Source organism: Natronosalvus sp. KLKA75, assembly GCF_059736265.1.
In genome coordinates, this window is record NZ_CM185522.1 from 1,836,899 (window position 1) to 1,853,084 (window position 16,186).

Genomic DNA, 16,186 nt, shown 5'->3' on the forward strand with positions numbered 1-16,186 from the left:
ACGATGCAGCGTCGCCCTAAAAAGGTGCGTCAGTCCGAACAGTTGCGAGCGGCTTAACTCGAGGTCGCCGCCTCGATGGCTGCCTCGAGGTCCGCGATGATGTTGCCGGGGTCCTCGATGCCGACCGAGAGCCGGACGAGGTCGTCGGTGACGCCCGAGGCCTCCTTCTCCTCGGCGCTCAACTGCTGGTGGGTCGTACTCGCGGGGTGGATGATCAGCGTCTTCGCGTCGCCGACGTTGGCGAGCAGGCTCGCCAGTTCGGTCGACTCGACGGTCTCCCTGGCGGCCTCGTAGCCCGCCTCGAGACCGAATGTGATCATGCCGCCGTAGCCGCCCTCGAGGTAGCGGTTCGCGTTCTCGTGGGTCTCGTGTGACTCGAGGCCAGGGTAGTTCACCCAGGAGACGGCCTCGTGGTCTTCGAGGAATTCCGCGACCGCCAGCGCGTTCTCGCAGTGGCGTTCCATCCGGAGGGGCAGGGTCTCGAGGCCCTGGATCGTCTGCCAGGCGTCGAAGGGCGACTGCTGGTTCCCCAGGTCGCGCAGGCCGCGAGCGATGGCCGCGTAGGTGAACGCCGCCTCGCCGAAGGTCTCCGCGAAGTTGACGCCGTGGTAGGCCGGATTGTCCGCCGCGAGTTCGGGGTACTTCTCGGGATAGTCGGCCCACGGGAACGACCCGCCGTCGACGACGACGCCACCGACGGTCGTCCCCGACCCGTGGAGCCACTTCGTCGTCGAATTCCAGACGATGTCCGCACCGTGCTCGAGCGGGCGACAGAGCGCCGGGGTGGCGAATGTGTTGTCGACCACCAGCGGGGCACCGTTGTCGTGGGCGATTTCCGCGATGCGCTCGATGTCGGGGGTGTCGAGCGCCGGGTTACCGATCGTCTCGAGGTGGACGAAGGCCGTCTCTTCGTCGATCGCGTCCGCGTAGGCGTCGTAGTCGAGCGTGTCGACGAACCGCGTCGTGATCCCGCGGCGCTCGACGGAGTGGGTCAGGTAGGTGTAGGTCCCGCCGTACAGCGAGGAGGCGCTCACGATGTTGTCCCCGGCACTGGCGAGGAGGAACGTCGTGAGGTCGAACGCGGCCATCCCCGAACTCGTCACCGCGGCGCCGACCCCGCCCTCGAGGGCAGCCAGTCGCTCCTGGAGCGTCTCGAGGGTCGGATTCATCAACCGCGAGTAGATGTATCCAGGCTCCTCAAGGGCGAACTGCGAGGCGGCGTCGTCGGCGTCGTCGAAGACGTACGACGTCGTCTGGTACAGCGGCGGGGCTCGCGCACCCGTCGCGGGGTCTGGTTCCTGTCCAGCGTGGACGGAATTCGTGGCGAACGATCGGTCTCGGTCGTCGCTCATACGATGATACAGCGTGGCTCGAGGCATTACCCTGCGCAGAGTGGCTAGTATTGCCGTCTTCGACGACAGGTCGGTCGGAACGGGGCTCGCGCCCCACAGAAATCGATCCACCCGGTGAGACGCTTCTCCCCGTGTCGAGTACGTACACGTCCGCTGAGCGGGCTATAGGCCTCGAACGCTTGTAAGTGCAAGTACAACGGCTACCGGTTTTGGAAGCAACTAGTCTCTCGTGAGCGACACCGATAATTCCGGGTCGGACACCCATGACTCTGGGTCGGACACCCCTGGCACGGACCAGGAGGAGATCAACGAGGACGCCCGACTCCTGGGTAACGAACCCGACGCGGACGCGATCGACGAGCCGGTCACCGATAGCGAGCAGGAGGCTCGAGAGAGCTACTGGATGATCAAGGAAACGATCGCTATCGGCCTCATTTCGATCGTCGGGATCAGCCTGATCGCGTTCGGGGCGATGCAGGCGACCGGTCTCATCGAGCTTCCCGGGTGGCTCGGAAACTCGCCGTTCGTCCACTGGTCCCTGTTTCTGGTCCTCGGCCTCGTACTCGTGCTCGTCTTCGCCTGGAGCCAGTGGGGAACGACCGTCGATCGGTAATCAAGGCAGGAATGTATATTGCAAAATGTAGTTTATATATACGGGTTGGGAGCTAACGCGTGCAGACGATTCCTGCTTCGCATTCGTTTGCAGGACGCTGATTCAGGCCATGAACTGGACGTTCAGTCGTTCCTCGATGATTTCGTGGCCGAATCTCGAGTCAGATTATTCATAACCCCAGGAGATGCCGCGGTCGCAGTCGAGTGGGCACAGTCCATTTTGTGAAGCTGGCGATTCGAGTGAGTCTACGCCATCAGGATCGTCGAGCACTCTGACGAACGCGAGACGTGCTCTGACGTCGCCGAATCGTTCGCCGTCTAAAAATGACAATGGCGTTTCTCACGCTCGTTCAGTGTACTCGATTCGGCGCTGAAAAATCGCTGAAACGGAGATGTCGGGTACCCCTCGCGAAAATTACGTTTCGTACGCTGGTTACACCGCACTCGAGTCGATGCCGTTGATCTGAACGAACCCGTACGAGCAGTTCGGGCAGTGCCACTTCACCTTCTCGCCGAGATGCATGGCTGTACTTGCCGCCCGGTAGAACGTCTGTTCACCGCAGTCGGGACACTCGGCCTCGAGTTCCATCGTCATGCGCGTCGATTGCGTCTCGAACGAGTTTAACGTACTGATTCGCCGATGTACGATTCACTCTCGATCCCGGCATGAACGATATAGTGGTATATGGAATCGGGTGCGTGACTCTCGTTTCCTGCATCCCGCGGACTCGAGTTCCCGGCGAGGAATTCGTCGGCGATGGTGTGGAACCCGGTGACCGCTCGCGATACGCTCGTCAAACGGCCGAACCGCACCTCGAGGCATCGTTCGGCGGGGAAACTAAGACGTACCCGGCCGTTTGCTCGCGTACGATGCCGATTTACACCGGACGCGGCGACGACGGCGGTACGGATCTGCGAGACATGACGCGCGTGTCGAAGACGGATCCGCGGATCGAAGCGTATGGGACGGTCGACGAACTCAATGCGCTCCTGGGGACGATCCGGCCGACGGGACACGCGGACGTCGACGAGCAGTTGCGGACGGTCCAGAATCATCTTCACGTCGTTCAGGCCGATTTCGCGAATCCCGATCCAGGCGGGGACGACCCGGTAATCACCGCGGAGCACGTCGAGCGAGTCGAAACGTGGATCGACGACCACGACGAGGACCTCGAGCCCCTTCGCTCGTTCATCCTCCCCTCCGGCGGGGAGTCGGGAGCCAGGTTACACCACGCTCGAGCGGTCTGTCGACGCGCCGAACGACGAGCGGTCGCGCTGGCGGACGCCGAGCCAGAGGCCGTCAACGAGAACGCGGTGCAGTACCTGAATCGGCTGTCAGACGGGTTGTTTACGCTGGCTCGAGTGGTCAATCAGCGCGACGGCGAGGGTGAGGAGACGCCGACGTACTGATCGGGACCGGCCGTGAAAGGAACGCTTAAGTTTCGCCCGCGGATACCCTCGGTTGAGGGTTGGTGATCTAGTCCGGTTATGATACCTCCTTCACACGGAGGAAGTCGGCAGTTCAAATCTGCCCCAACCCACTCCAATTGCGAACGATTTCTATGGGTCCGTTTACACACTCGAGAGCCCCTGTACCGACCAATTCGGAATTTTGGCGGGCTTAGGATGGAGGATCGATTTGCCGAACCCAATCGAATTCCACACGCTTCCGGCCTCCCTCTGGGATTCCGATAAAGTGGTTTATGCCGGAGTTTATCAATCTATCGACGATCCACACGGAGTATTAAGTTTGGCGACAGGAATTGGCTTATTATTCGGCCTCTTGATCTGCGTCGGCAATCCTGTAGAGCTTCCACCCCACAAGGGGTTCGTCTGAAAGTATGCCGCTCGCTCCACTCCAGATCCAATTTCTTCTTTCAACCACACTAGGTGTTCGTCTGAATGGGAGGCGCGTATCCACTGGCTCGAGCGGTCACCGATCCCCTTTCGTTGTACAGTATCCATTATAATACTGGACGAATAACTCCAAGATTGCTGAGATAGCTTAATGAAAGGAAATATTCGTTAGTCACGTCCACATCTGGCACATATTCAGCGTGCCCTGATTGTCAACAGCGGGAAGAATTGACCGATAGATTCAGCGATTCCATTGATCGCTATCAATTCCGGTTCGATGGTGATGGAATCAGCGTCATTTTAGGCTTTGTTGAGGTATTTATCTGGGAGGATCCCCTCTTCGACCAGGAGTATTCGCGCATTTCGACGAACGAACCGATTCTTTGGGCGCTTTCCTTCAGCCCGGATACGCTCTTTGATCTTGTCTGCAACTTTGTCTACCATTTCGGCACCGCCACAGTCCGCAACGCTTTCCAACGTCTTTCGATATCCTTCCTCCGACGCCGGGAAGCCCTGTCTGTTTTCAATAATCTCGTTGTTGACGCTCTCTATCTCGTAGAGATGACCTTTGATCCGGAGTTCCAAGGATCGCTCCATACTTTTGTCCCGGACCGAGTGACCATATAGTTCCGTATCGCTGGAACCGCCAGTCCCCGGATTGCCAATGTCACTAGTCTTCGGATGGGCTGGTTTCGCAATCCGCAGGCCACTAATTTCGCGTGTGTCGTGATCAACAACAGCCGACTTGTCGCAGTCACCAATATCGCTCGTGTCGCGTTTCCCAATGAATGGGATGTCACAATAGCCTATCGTCTGAATGCCGGGTTGCCACGGTCGGCCAACCGAGGATTGGATACCACCTCTTGAGAGCTGAACGCCAACGATGTGCTTACAATGGTAACTCGACTCCAACCGAAAATCACCAGACTCAAAGGCGGGATTGGGGGCTATCCAAAGATGGCTTGAGCCGGAAATAAATCGAAGGCATTGTGGAAATGGCGGCCCTGCACCCCAGTTAAGCCAAATCGCTCAGCTTAGTTCGCGCAGTATAGAAATCCTAAATGGAGAATTGGTGATTCGGTTCCAGAACAAAACCGGAATTGGTGGTTAAACTATACAAAAGAGACTAATTCTAGCAACACCCTGAGCTTTTCAAAATAATAGTCGGGTGGTTTCACCAACTACCAACCTCTCACCATTATATTTGTAAGTCCAATTCATTGAGTAGTTCACGTGATGCCATATAGAACCGGTTTCGTTACCGATGAGCAAAACGGCACGATGCACAGTCTAAGCAAAACTCGACAGCACGGTCGAAAACAGAAACGGGAAACCAATGAGTAACGACAATTTGGAGCCGATTTCGCCCGAAGATGCCATCGAGTGGTACCAAGAGCACCGGCATGATGAACTCCGGGAAGCGACTCGACGCACACACCGTTACGCGCTCGAGATTTTCCAAGCGTGGGCCGAGGAGACCGGGCTCACCAATATTAATGAACTCGGTGGACGTGACCTCGTCGCGTTCAAAACCTGGCGCAAAACCGAAACCGACATCAATACGATCACCCTCAATGGGACGCTTGGCGTCCTGCGACGGTTCCTCCGTTTCTGTGAGACGATCGAGGCCGTAGAGGAAGACCTAGCTGAGCGGGTCCCGCTTCCGAACGTTCCACCGGACGAGGAGGTCAAAACGGACGTACCCGAAGATCAGCAGGTAGAGGCTATCCGGACTTACTATGGACGCTTTGAGTACGCATCCCGGTGCCACACGCAGTTCGAACTCGTTGCTGAAGTCGGGATTCGACTCGGTGCTCTTCGAGCGATCGATCTCGAGGATGTTCGATCGGACGAGAGGGTCATCCATCTCCGCCATCGCCCGGAACATCCAGATGTGTACGGCACGCCGCTAAAAAACGGATCAGACGGCGAGCGAATCATCAACGTCTCGCCGCACCTGCTAGCGATACTGGGGGACTATGTCGGTCATAATCGGCACGACGTGACCGACGAGTTCGACCGGGAGCCGCTGTTCACGACGCAACAGGGGCGCGTCTCTACGACGACTGTTCGCCGGGATTTCTACAAGCTTACTCGACCTTGCGGATACGACCCTGACTGCCCCCACGATCGCCAAATTGACGACTGCGAAGCGGTCGCTCCCGCGAAGGCCATGCACTGTCCATCCTCATTCAGCACGCATCCGCTCCGGAAATGGGCTATCATGAATCAGCTTGACGCGGGCGTCCCCAAGGAGCTTTTGAGCGACCGGGTCGACGTGTCGGTACCCGTCCTGGAAAAGCACTATGACCAGCGGAGCGAGGAACGAAAATCCCGTCAGCGGCGGGAGGTGCTGGAGACGACGATGGAGCAGTATGCGATGACTGATGGCGGTCGACCGATGGACGAACCGGATGGCTTGTAACAGACAGTGTTGAAACGGTCTTCGGGCGGAGAGACTCTGTTGAAACCCTTAAAGATTGATAGGCATGACACGCTGAATACAGAGGATGGATGCAGCACGGTCAGTTCATTTATTTCATCACATTCGGGGAGAACCAACCGATACACACACATGCGAACTGACCGTCGCGTCAAAAAGACACTGGGCGACACGAAGACCTGAGAGTCAAAAACCGCTCTTACGCCACTTTTGCGGGGGAGGCTTTCGTGAGGACTGCGACCCACTGATTCGAATCGCCTTCGTGCTCCGGGTGTCCATAGCTGAACTCAGATATCTCCCACGGAGTTCCGATGGTAGCCTCCCGAAGGCGGTCCACACTAAACAATCTGAACAAGAGTGTCCGGCCCACCTCCCCCTCATACTCACAATGGAAGACACGGTATGCGAGACCGGGCACCGGATCTTCCCGGTAGGCGAAGACGTCTCGTGTTATCGCTTTCTCAGGTGCGTAGTTGTCAAGGATCGCAGTCGCGTCAGGCGTGGTAACGTATGCGAGGTCATTGAGGAACTGCCGGACGCCCGCCATCGACCCGGCAAGTCCCAGTTGGGTGCCGTTTGAAAGGGCTGTCCGAAACCGATCCCGTTCGAAATAGTCACGGAGTGAGAACATGTCCGCGTAGCGGGCGTCTTTCACACCACGACCGTGCATCGTTTTTATGAGGTGCTCACTGACTTCGATAGCGACGGTTTCGAACTGCTCTTGGAAATACAACGTATCACGACCGACGCCAGCACCCATATCGAGAAACGGTCCGTCAATCAGCGGGTCAAACCACTCGTCGGGCTCGTATTCGCCGAAGTACCAGTGTTCAATTGCGTGTTCACGTGTTTCATCACCATCCCGGTCGATGAGTGGCTCCTCCCGTTCGCCAAGATAATGGTCACGGATGGCCCGCCCAAATGGATCCGGATCCATATGGTGTGTTATCACGACTCAATTATAATAAATCTACAATGATAATGTGTAGCATTAACATTCAGACTCGGTCTAATCGAAGCGATCGGGTCGCGGGTAGAGGCGACGACCGTCCGATCGGTGCCAGACGGGCCGAATGTCGTCGTCGACACACTCCCGGGCGAGGAGCTGACGGCCGATCTCGTCACGCCGACTGGGCACGCCCTCGCCGACGTCGAGGACGAGTACGTCCTCGCGGGATGGTCAGCGACTCGAGCTAATCCGGTCCCGAAAACGTACGAGGTGGCGCTTAAACTGCTCCGAAAGGAGTGACTCCGTAGAATCCAATGTTCACGAAATTACTCAAGACGTTGCAGACGATTATCGATGCACTGCTCACGAACAGCGACGACGTCGACGACCGTGGCGTTCGCGGCGGCCGGGGTGACGAACCGGACCCTGATCCTGAGATCGTCGACGAACCAGAACTAAAGCCGAAACCGAAACCAGAAATAGACGAGGACGACATCTTCTCGCTCTGGGTCTGGAAGTGAATTCGACTTGCTCGAGTTTCGCTGTGGTTTCGGACGACAAGGAACCGTATATTGAAATTCGGCCGTTACCTCAACATTATTAGTCGAATTCGAGTTCCCAATTGCCATCCGCTTCAACGACAACCCAGACGACTCCTTCATAGCTTACGTGGGTCTCACCTTCAAACTCGCCGATTTCGTTGAAGATGATTTCACCATCAAGGAAGCTGGTTGCGTCCTCGTCTACAACCTCAACGATGAAATTGGACTCACCACTGTGCTTGCCGGAGACAACAGTATTGCCCTCAAGTTCGATAGGCCCAACAACGTCGTTACCCTCGCCACTGGCCTCAGCCGGAAGTGAGTGTATCTCGCTATCCTCCGGGAACGGTTGTGCGACCGTAATCTCCCAGTCGCCGTCTGCATTTACATCGAGCCTGTACGATCCATCCGGAAGACCAACCCCCGTGACACCGTCGACTGCGCCGATTTCATTGACGAGATACTCCTCGGTCTCGCCGGTTTCTTCGTTTATGATCTCGACCTGGAAGTTCGAGCCGCCATCGTGTTCGTAATCAAACGCCGTAAACGCGCCTCCGAGGGTAATCGTGTCCGTAACTGTCTGACCGCTACCCGAGAGGGTCTGTGCATTGGAGTCGTGATAATCGCCCGTCTCGCTAATCGATTCGAGGGTCGTAAGCTGGGGCTCTTCGGAACCACTGTCGCCGTCACCGGAGCTGCTTCCGTCGTCCGAACTATCGTCATTATCACCACCATCTGAGGAATCGCCCCCATCTGCAGAGTCGCTTTCACCGTCATCTTCGGCTCCATCACCATCACTATCCTCTGGATCGCCATTGGAGCCATCATCACTTTCGCTCTCATCACCTTCATCAGATCCATCGTTACTGGAGCTGCTGTCCTGATCATCTGTGTTTTCAGAACCAGGGTCGTTGCTGTCGCCATTCACCTCTGGTTCAACACCATCGCCAGTATCTGTGTCTGGCCCAATCGCACCTATCGCCCCTATCGCGACAAATACGATGAGAAAAACGATGACTGCCGAGGTCCACCCTCCGGCTCCAATTCCAGGGATGGATCCGAGGGAGGAATTCTGGATTGAATCATCTAACCCATTACGGTTCGTTCCGATCGCGAACAGTAAATAGAATGGCAGAACGATAACGACAAGCGGCAATAAGATGAAATACAGAAGTCCTACCAGGATATTGCGTTTTGTATTTCCTGCTTCTGCTAACGGGATGTGATCGGAAACAGCCATAAACGATGCATCAATACACTCACTGATTAGTATTCCGGAATGTTCGGTTATAGTCACTGATGGCGGTACACTAGCCTGTAACTCAAGCAGAGTCAGTGGCTGTGAAACGTTGGAGTTTTGCCACCGCTTCGCCAGGCCCGAGCCCGTATGCTTCACCCATCCCGACCGCAAGCCAGTGCGCTCGCCGGGCAATCGTCTCGTTGACTTCGTCGCTGTTCGCGAGCGCCTCAAGGGCAACGATCGTCACCCAGTCCTCTTCCGGTGTGGTCTCGAAGTCCATCGCTGGTACTGGCCGCGTGACCGTATATAAACTACAGTATAGCCTGCAAATACGCCAGGCACCTTCATTCACTCGAGTGAGAGATCATCTGGCACGGTTTGTTGACATCTAATTGGCGAGTGGCCACAGGGTTCTATAGTGATGCGTTGGATCCTCGGATATGAAACGTCGCATCTTGCCGATCTTCATTGCACTCGGGATTGGATTCGGTATTCTGTTCTACTTCATCGGCCGGCATATCGTTCGAGAGATACTGGCGGATGCTGAGGTGACGTTTGGTCCACTCCTGGGAACGTCACTCTCGATCGTGGTTCCCCTTCTAGTCCTAGTTTTGATTTCAGGGCTTTCTCTCAGTTTGGTCTCGAAGCTCGAGATCCTCAAAATGTAACGGGAAACGGTTCGAGTCGGCCTATAATATTATCATTAGTGACTGTCAATCTAACTGTGATGGTTCAAGAGACTGCAGCCCAACTGACCGATTTTCTGGATGAGCAGTTCGGCGACGAACTCCGTAGTGTTGGCTATTACACGCCGGAGGGCAGCGAGTTTATCTACACTCGTGAAGACGTCGAATCTGCATACGACAGCGGCCAACTCCAGCGAATATTCCGCGATAACCGATTGGAAGCACTTAATACACCCCACCAGGAGTCGCTGTACGCTCACGGAGATTTGATTGCGACCGCTCGGTTTTTCGACCACGCGACGGAGCTTCACTTCGTCGTCGACGAAACCGAAGGGATCGTCGCCTCGATCAACGCAGGCACGGCTGACGATGTTCGCGAGCTGGTGTGTGAGTGTGCCGACGTCGTCGAGCCCAGTAGTGCGTAAGTCAGAGTGCTGGCGCCACACCTACCAACAGTAGAATCGGCCTTAAAGTCCGAACGTTGGTGATATCAGTGTGTCAAACGCGGGGAAATGATGGTGGTTGGTGGTTGGAGGATGAGCTACACCTGGGTTGGTGATGTCCCCCTCCCTGCGCAATTGACCGTCTTGGCCAGACCTATGTTATTCTATCGGTTAAAACCGCGCGAGAGGCGTTCTTCGTACGGTTTTTGACAAATATGGCCGTTGCTACGTGAAAGGTTCTGTTGAAATCCTATTCTTTAGATGTGTTTTAGCGTGAAACGCACGCTCACTACACGTGCGAACTGACCGTTCTCATGATAGCCGTACACGATCGATTTCAGCGACGTTCAAATTCATAACGTACTCTATGATACAGTCCTCGCAAACGGATGCCCAGTTGATATCTCCTCCCTCAAATGTTACTTTAGTCACTTTCCCATCCTCTCTTTGACAGTCGGTACATTCCATAGTTGATTTCGGGAGTTGGTTTCGGGGATAGAAACGGATGGCACTGTGTGTTGTCTATACAAACTGTACTTAAGGATATGTGCTTCACGTGTACTTACCGCAGGGGGTGCCAAACCTTCATGTTCTAAGGATCGCAACAGAGTCGCATGGAGTTAGGAAGCGGGGCGATCATGTGTTAATCAGATCTGTCGACAACGACAGACAGCGCCCCGCTCAGATTAATGTGAAATAGCTACTGTTAGTCTATCGACCGCATGTCCGTCGACGATAGGCCCTTTAAATCCGGACCCGAACTCGCGGCGCCGCTGCTCGCGATTGGAGTGCCTATCGTCGTCTTACTCGCGATCGCTGGCTCGCAATAGGTGTAGTGACGAAACTTGATCTTCACAAGATGTGAGTAACGTCCGTTCCCCTCGATCGACAGAGGTCTCTTAGTTCTCCTTGGGAGGTAAGTTGGCGGTTTTTAGCCAGAAGTCCTCAATCGCCTGTGCTAGTTGATCGACTTCATCCGGTGAAGTGAGATCGCTAACGATCTCCTCGCGATCAGTTCGCAAGTCTACTAAACGGAAAATTCAGCGAAAACCATTCGGAATAAATAAAACTCGTTTGCTGAAAACATCCTCCGAGTCGATCACGTTGTTTCTGACAAAAACCGCGTAGCTCATTTAGTCTATGCTGAACTGAAAGCGCGTAGTCAACACGTCGAGAGCGCTCAAAAGCGGGTGACGGAGTCCTTCGTCCCCTCCACATTGTTCCATGGAAGAGTTTTACAATCAGTGTGACATCGTTCGAGTCATGGCGACTGAGGCGACCTTTACCGTCCCATCCGATCAGTTCCCCCTCGGTACCGTGTTCGCACAACTCCCGGACGTGACGGTCGAACTGGAGCGACTGATTCCGTCACAGGACGTGGTGATCCCCTACTTCTGGGTTCGAGGAACGGAAGTTGACGACATCGAGGCCGCGTTTGATGCCCACCCGGGCGTGAGGGACATCCAGCTCGTCGATTCCGTCGATGGCGAGTATCTCCTGCGGGTCGAGTGGTCGATCGAGTACGACGACGTGCTGAGCGTGCTGACTGAGACCGGCGTTCCGCTCATCAAAGCGACCGGCACGAGCCGTCGGTGGACGTTCGACATTCGCGGAGACACTCGAAGCGATCTTGCAACCTTTCAATCTCGCTGTCGAGAGTTAGACATCCCGGTCACGCTGACAGAACTGCACGCATTGACACCGGTCGAAACCGAAACCGCGGCAGCACTCACTGACACGCAGCAAGACACGCTGGTACTCGCCTACGAGCGTGGGTACTTCGAATCCCCGCGCGAAGTGACGATGGCAGAACTCGGCGACGAACTCGGCATCTCTCAGCAGGCCATCGCATCCCGGCTCCGCCGGGGGATCAAACACATCCTCGGCAGTACCCTTCCCGAAAAGCTAGAGTCGAATCGAGAAGGTGCTTAAAGACCCGTTGGATACCCAAAAGAAGCGCTGACGGTATTACTCGTTGAAGAGATAGTTATGCCCAATGGAACGAGCAAACGGACAGCCGTCACCTGTGTCGATTGCGGATCGGCCTATGCAGCGAGGCAATGGCCTGACGGCACGGCACAACCGATCGGGGCGAGAAACGGCTGTCAATGCGGGTCAACCGAATTTCAGGCCGTCGGAAAGACGAGTACTACGGGTTTTCGAGAGGACTGAATTGAACGACGAGTGGGCTACTGAGCAGACAGAGAAAATGCGCGAAACTCTCCTGGTGGACTTAACCTCTGTATTCAGGGTACGGTTCCTATCAACGGTTGATGTTTTCAACAGATTCCCGTCAGTTGCTTCCGTCATTTCCGAGAGGATCAGCCATTTCAACGGCTTTACTCCTCGGTAATCATCTACAGAGTAGTTCCCGGAAATAGCGGAAATCCACAGCCAATTGTTATTACCTCTGTCTGAGGACGTCAGTCTATGGTCATTAGAGACGAGGATGTCTTCGACGAGGACTGGGTCCCCGGTGATATCAAGCACCGGACCCAGGAACTCATCACCTTCTCGAACGCACTCGCGCCGGCGATCGGTGGCGTGGTCGATAACGTCGTTACAATTTACGGCCCGCCTGGAGTGGGAAAAACTGTCTCTTCGATGTACGCCCTCGAGCAACTCAAGATGAGCGACGAGGACGTCGTCACTGTCATGGTGAACTGCTGGGTCAACTACAAACCCTTTGAGGTCCTCGAGAAAATCCTCAGAACGTTCGTCAACACCCCAGCCGGTACTCCTCGAACGAATCCGCGAAGCCATCGACGATCTCGACAAGCCCGCCGTGGTCGCGCTCGACGAGGCCGATCGCCTGGACGATAAGGATCTCTTGTACCGACTATACGAGATCGAAGGTCTCTCGCTGGTGCTCATCAGCAATCGGCGCCACCAGTTTTTCTCATCACTCGATGAGCGCGTTATCTCCCGGCTGGGTGGCTCGACCGATATTCGATTCGCGGAGTACTCCACGACGGAGCTGACCGAGATCCTCGGGGACCGGGTGAAGGCCGGCCTCCAACCGGGGGCGATCGATGACCGCCAGGTCGAACGAATCGCGGCCGCGTCGGGCGACGCTCGCGAAGCGATCAAAACGTTACACAAGGCAGCCCAGCGCGCTGAGAGAAACGAGCGACCTATAACTGACGAAGACGTCAAAAAGGCGATCGAGGCAGCCGCTTCTACCCCACGATATTCGACGGAGGGACTCAACAATCACGAGGTGTCGCTGCTCAAAATCGTCCATAGCGAGGGCGAGATCGCTGCTCGAGAACTCCACGAGAAGTACGAGGCGAAATGGGAGAATCGCGGCCGTACGAAACGCCAGCGGCGGAATATGCTCGAGAAATTGGCGAAGTACAACTACATTGAGGCCGAAGGCAAGTCCCGGTGGCGACGATATCGGTCGCTCTTAGATGAAGCTGAAGTGGTTGCTTAGTCGGCTCTGTTGAAGTCATTAGAAATTGACAGAATGTGCCTGCTGAATACAGAGGCTGTATTCATCAAGGAGAGATTCTTCCTTTCATCTTCACTCCGGCGAATCAGTTATTGCGTAGAGGTGCGTAGTGAGCAATAATTTCACTAGGACTGTTGTCTAAGAAGGAGGTTTCATCAGAGTCTTGTGAACGTAATCGCTGAACGACATTGTTATCTATGTCCCATGCTTGGATACTGTGAGCGTTCCGAGCGTGATCATCGCCCTGACGCCTCTATCCATCATGGAAGCCAATCACCCCTCAACATCCTCCACTGACGCATCGGCCACATTCGAACACGAACTCAAGGACCTGATCATCTCGGCGTATGGCCGTGGAGCCGCCGTTGAAGATACGTGGGAGTTTCCCGGACCTGTTTCCGATGCCCCGAATTGGCGAGTCACGATCGAAAAAGTGCCGCCCGCTGAGCGGACATACGATCCATCACTGCTCGAAGAGTGATCAGGAAATTGAATAGATAACCCGAGCCGATCGACAACATATACAGTATATTAGTTTTCTAGCACTTTGTGAGAACAAGAAGATATATGAGGGTTCCTAATCCACGTAGTGCCAGACGTACTCTGCTGAAGTTGGCGCGCGATGATGTGTTGGATAGAACGCCGTGTAGGTACAGTACCAGCAGATAACCATGACAGCACTAACCAGAGACCCGAACCAGCCCGACGATGAGCGCCGCGATATCACCCCGACGCAGCTGTTTACGGCCTTTTCCCACGACCGTCGACAGCACGCAGTGGCATATCTGGCGCAAAAACCGGCGGCCATCCCGCTCGGCGATCTGGCCGAGTACATCGCGATCAAAGAAGGCGAGCCGACGAACGAACGATACGAACGCGTTCTCACCGACTTGGCGCACTGTCACCTGCCGCACCTTCGTGATGCGGGACTCGTTCGATACAGCACGGACGAGGAACAGGTGGAATTAGCGGTCGGGCGAACAGTAGTTGCGCCGTATCTGGAACTCTGCGGTCACGCTAACGCATAGACGACTGTCCAAGGGTTTTCGCGAGACGTTCCGGTGTGGTGACGATAGTAAGGGTGCAAATTCGTTCACTACAACGCCTATACTGAGCGCTCACCACCTTCGCAAATCGATCCAGATCTCGTGCGACATTCGCGCTATGAGTTCAGCAGTCGCTAAACAAACAATCCGATTCCTGCCAGAAACGACGTGACCCACTCAGAGATTGTATGTCTTCAGTTCGGTCAGGAATGACGCAACACTGATGCTCGTGGTAGTTCACGCTTCGAGCGCGGCGTTGAATAACGCGGTGTCAGCGTATGATCTCCACTGAATGATCTTCCCCTCCTCGAAATCGAAGACGTGCGCGTTCGGGTATTCGACTGACTTTCCCGTCTTGGTAGACGTACCACTCCAAGTGAGAAGTACAACGACGGTATCATCGTCCTCGACGTACCGCTCTGGGACGACCGAAACATCCTCCCACTCAGTTCCTACCCTGGAAAAGACGTTCTCAACAATCTCGTCGAATCCGTGGTGTGTTCCCCCGCCAGCGATCCCCTTTGGTTCGTGTAACTCCACATCTGGATCCATGATGTTTCGTATGGCCTCGAAATCACCCTTGCTAAACGAATCGTATAGTTCCTGTACTCTCACGGTATTGGGCTTCTCTGTCTCTCCTGGCATATCACCATAGACGATAGCCGGACCTATAGCCTCATGGTGGGCATGCCATCATGCGCATCGACCCAGTAATTGGTGGGAACATTGACCGAGTTAACACTGTTATCAACACAGGTTAGACAGGGAAGCACACCGAGAGGATCCCTGCGGTCACTGTCTATATCATTTCCGACGGTTCGTTCCGGCCGATCCTCGATGCTGCATATGCGCGCTGTATTCAGCAGAAACTGAGCTTCCTCCTCAGATTCTGTCAGAAGATGCCTGCTGAATATAGAGCATGTATCCATCACGACAGCGACTGCTTTTCACCCTGGGCTGAATAAGGTAGGTGTAGACGGCTGTTGTGAACCTACCCAAATCAAGTAGAGTTTCGCAAGCTCACTACGGCCGCATATAGGCGTATCCTTCTGTTTGCAACCGCGTAACTTCCACGGCGCCCTCTGGGACGGTCTCAACGCCGGTAACGAGGTCGGATTCGTCAAGATCCATCATTTCCAGTGTGTTGCTGCAGGCTTTGAATGAGACACCGTCGTCCAATAGGGCCCGAACTTGCTTCTCGGTCTCTTGGCCGGTTTGGATCGCCTTCACTGCACCTGCCTGAACGACAACCGCAACGTCGTCAATACTGCCAGTCTCATCGTCTAAGATGTTTCTGGCAATAGCCAGTGCTGTTTCTTGTTCGTTCTCGTCACCTGAAATGAGATGAATAACTGTTTGCATGTGTTTCAACGAAGGGGAAGTAAGGGCTACTGCCTATTGCTTGCAAGTGAAAAGATCTGCGAAGGGTGTGATTCCGGGAAGAACCGAATAATGAGACCCCCGAAATCGTTACTTTGTCCCTCTGTCTGTCCCGGTTCAATTGAGACTGGAACACCGTCTCCTCCGTGCCAAATATGCGCTCTGTATTCAGCAAGATCTGG

General features: G+C 55.1%; 19 protein-coding genes and 1 tRNA gene. 12 read left to right on the top strand and 8 right to left on the bottom strand.

Annotation, left to right across the window (positions count from 1 at the left end):
- Window positions 1-53: 53 nt before the first annotated feature.
- Window positions 54-1,352, bottom strand: a complete 1,299-nt coding sequence (locus tag AC6I65_RS08835; RefSeq protein WP_497901548.1) for an O-acetylhomoserine aminocarboxypropyltransferase/cysteine synthase family protein — start codon at window positions 1,350-1,352, stop codon at window positions 54-56.
- A gap of 229 nt (window positions 1,353-1,581) precedes the next feature.
- Between AC6I65_RS08835 and AC6I65_RS08840 the strand changes: the two genes are divergently transcribed.
- Window positions 1,582-1,965, top strand: a complete 384-nt coding sequence (locus tag AC6I65_RS08840) for a hypothetical protein (protein ID WP_497901549.1) — start codon at window positions 1,582-1,584, stop codon at window positions 1,963-1,965.
- Window positions 1,966-2,397: 432 nt separating this feature from the next.
- Here AC6I65_RS08840 and AC6I65_RS08845 read toward each other — a convergent pair whose 3' ends face one another.
- The gene (locus AC6I65_RS08845) at window positions 2,398-2,559 is read right to left on the bottom strand and encodes a DUF7838 family putative zinc beta-ribbon protein (RefSeq protein WP_497901550.1); all 162 of its coding nucleotides are present in this window, start codon (window positions 2,557-2,559) and stop codon (window positions 2,398-2,400) included.
- A 275-nt stretch (window positions 2,560-2,834) separates the two neighbouring features.
- Between AC6I65_RS08845 and AC6I65_RS08850 the strand changes: the two genes are divergently transcribed.
- Window positions 2,835-3,374 (top strand): cob(I)yrinic acid a,c-diamide adenosyltransferase, encoded by a 540-nt coding sequence (locus tag AC6I65_RS08850; protein ID WP_497903185.1) that lies wholly within the window; start codon window positions 2,835-2,837, stop codon window positions 3,372-3,374.
- Window positions 3,375-3,430: 56 nt separating this feature from the next.
- Window positions 3,431-3,505: transfer RNA gene (locus AC6I65_RS08855), tRNA-Val, on the top strand.
- 616 nt (window positions 3,506-4,121) lie between these two features.
- On the opposite strand, the gene AC6I65_RS08860 is transcribed toward AC6I65_RS08855, so the two are convergent.
- Window positions 4,122-4,418, bottom strand: coding sequence for a hypothetical protein (locus AC6I65_RS08860; protein ID WP_497901551.1), 297 nt, complete (start codon window positions 4,416-4,418; stop codon window positions 4,122-4,124).
- A 739-nt stretch (window positions 4,419-5,157) separates the two neighbouring features.
- On the opposite strand from AC6I65_RS08860, the gene AC6I65_RS08865 reads away from it, so the two are divergent.
- Window positions 5,158-6,246 (top strand): tyrosine-type recombinase/integrase, encoded by a 1,089-nt coding sequence (locus tag AC6I65_RS08865; protein ID WP_497901552.1) that lies wholly within the window; start codon window positions 5,158-5,160, stop codon window positions 6,244-6,246.
- 217 nt (window positions 6,247-6,463) lie between these two features.
- On the opposite strand, the gene AC6I65_RS08870 is transcribed toward AC6I65_RS08865, so the two are convergent.
- Window positions 6,464-7,201, bottom strand: coding sequence for a class I SAM-dependent methyltransferase (locus AC6I65_RS08870; protein ID WP_497901553.1), 738 nt, complete (start codon window positions 7,199-7,201; stop codon window positions 6,464-6,466).
- A 120-nt stretch (window positions 7,202-7,321) separates the two neighbouring features.
- Here AC6I65_RS08870 and AC6I65_RS08875 point away from each other — a divergent pair, with 120 nt between their 5' ends.
- Window positions 7,322-7,513, top strand: coding sequence for a hypothetical protein (locus tag AC6I65_RS08875; RefSeq protein WP_497901554.1), 192 nt, complete (start codon window positions 7,322-7,324; stop codon window positions 7,511-7,513).
- A 14-nt stretch (window positions 7,514-7,527) separates the two neighbouring features.
- Entirely contained in the window at window positions 7,528-7,734 is a 207-nt protein-coding gene (locus tag AC6I65_RS08880) for a hypothetical protein (RefSeq protein WP_497901555.1), read from the top strand.
- 79 nt (window positions 7,735-7,813) lie between these two features.
- On the opposite strand, the gene AC6I65_RS08885 is transcribed toward AC6I65_RS08880, so the two are convergent.
- Both AC6I65_RS08885 and AC6I65_RS08890 read right to left on the bottom strand, forming a co-directional pair.
- Window positions 7,814-8,995, bottom strand: a complete 1,182-nt coding sequence (locus tag AC6I65_RS08885; protein WP_497901556.1) for a hypothetical protein — start codon at window positions 8,993-8,995, stop codon at window positions 7,814-7,816.
- 82 nt (window positions 8,996-9,077) lie between these two features.
- Entirely contained in the window at window positions 9,078-9,275 is a 198-nt protein-coding gene (locus AC6I65_RS08890) for a hypothetical protein (protein ID WP_497901557.1), read from the bottom strand.
- Window positions 9,276-9,722: 447 nt separating this feature from the next.
- Here AC6I65_RS08890 and AC6I65_RS08895 point away from each other — a divergent pair, with 447 nt between their 5' ends.
- From AC6I65_RS08895 to AC6I65_RS08920, 6 genes are all read left to right on the top strand, one after another.
- A complete protein-coding gene (locus AC6I65_RS08895) occupies window positions 9,723-10,106 on the top strand; it encodes a DUF7522 family protein (protein WP_497901558.1) in 384 nt (127 codons plus the stop codon).
- 1,281 nt (window positions 10,107-11,387) lie between these two features.
- Window positions 11,388-12,056: a helix-turn-helix domain-containing protein gene (locus AC6I65_RS08900; RefSeq protein ID WP_497901559.1), complete on the top strand. Its 669-nt coding sequence runs from the start codon at window positions 11,388-11,390 to the stop codon at window positions 12,054-12,056.
- Window positions 12,057-12,554: 498 nt separating this feature from the next.
- Complete coding sequence (locus AC6I65_RS08905; protein ID WP_497901560.1) at window positions 12,555-12,947, top strand: hypothetical protein; 393 nt, start codon at window positions 12,555-12,557, stop codon at window positions 12,945-12,947.
- Entirely contained in the window at window positions 12,910-13,560 is a 651-nt protein-coding gene (locus AC6I65_RS08910; RefSeq protein WP_497901561.1) for a Cdc6/Cdc18 family protein, read from the top strand. The genes AC6I65_RS08905 and AC6I65_RS08910 overlap by 38 nt, the downstream gene beginning before the upstream one ends.
- 235 nt (window positions 13,561-13,795) lie before the next feature.
- A complete protein-coding gene (locus AC6I65_RS08915; protein ID WP_497901562.1) occupies window positions 13,796-14,059 on the top strand; it encodes a hypothetical protein in 264 nt (87 codons plus the stop codon).
- A gap of 190 nt (window positions 14,060-14,249) precedes the next feature.
- A complete protein-coding gene (locus tag AC6I65_RS08920; protein WP_497901563.1) occupies window positions 14,250-14,606 on the top strand; it encodes a DUF7344 domain-containing protein in 357 nt (118 codons plus the stop codon).
- Between the two features lie 255 nt (window positions 14,607-14,861).
- Here the strand turns inward: AC6I65_RS08920 and AC6I65_RS08925 are convergent, their stop codons facing one another.
- A complete protein-coding gene (locus AC6I65_RS08925; protein WP_497901564.1) occupies window positions 14,862-15,269 on the bottom strand; it encodes a nuclear transport factor 2 family protein in 408 nt (135 codons plus the stop codon).
- A gap of 378 nt (window positions 15,270-15,647) precedes the next feature.
- Window positions 15,648-15,986 (bottom strand): DsrE family protein, encoded by a 339-nt coding sequence (locus AC6I65_RS08930; protein ID WP_497901565.1) that lies wholly within the window; start codon window positions 15,984-15,986, stop codon window positions 15,648-15,650.
- Window positions 15,987-16,186: the final 200 nt, after the last annotated feature.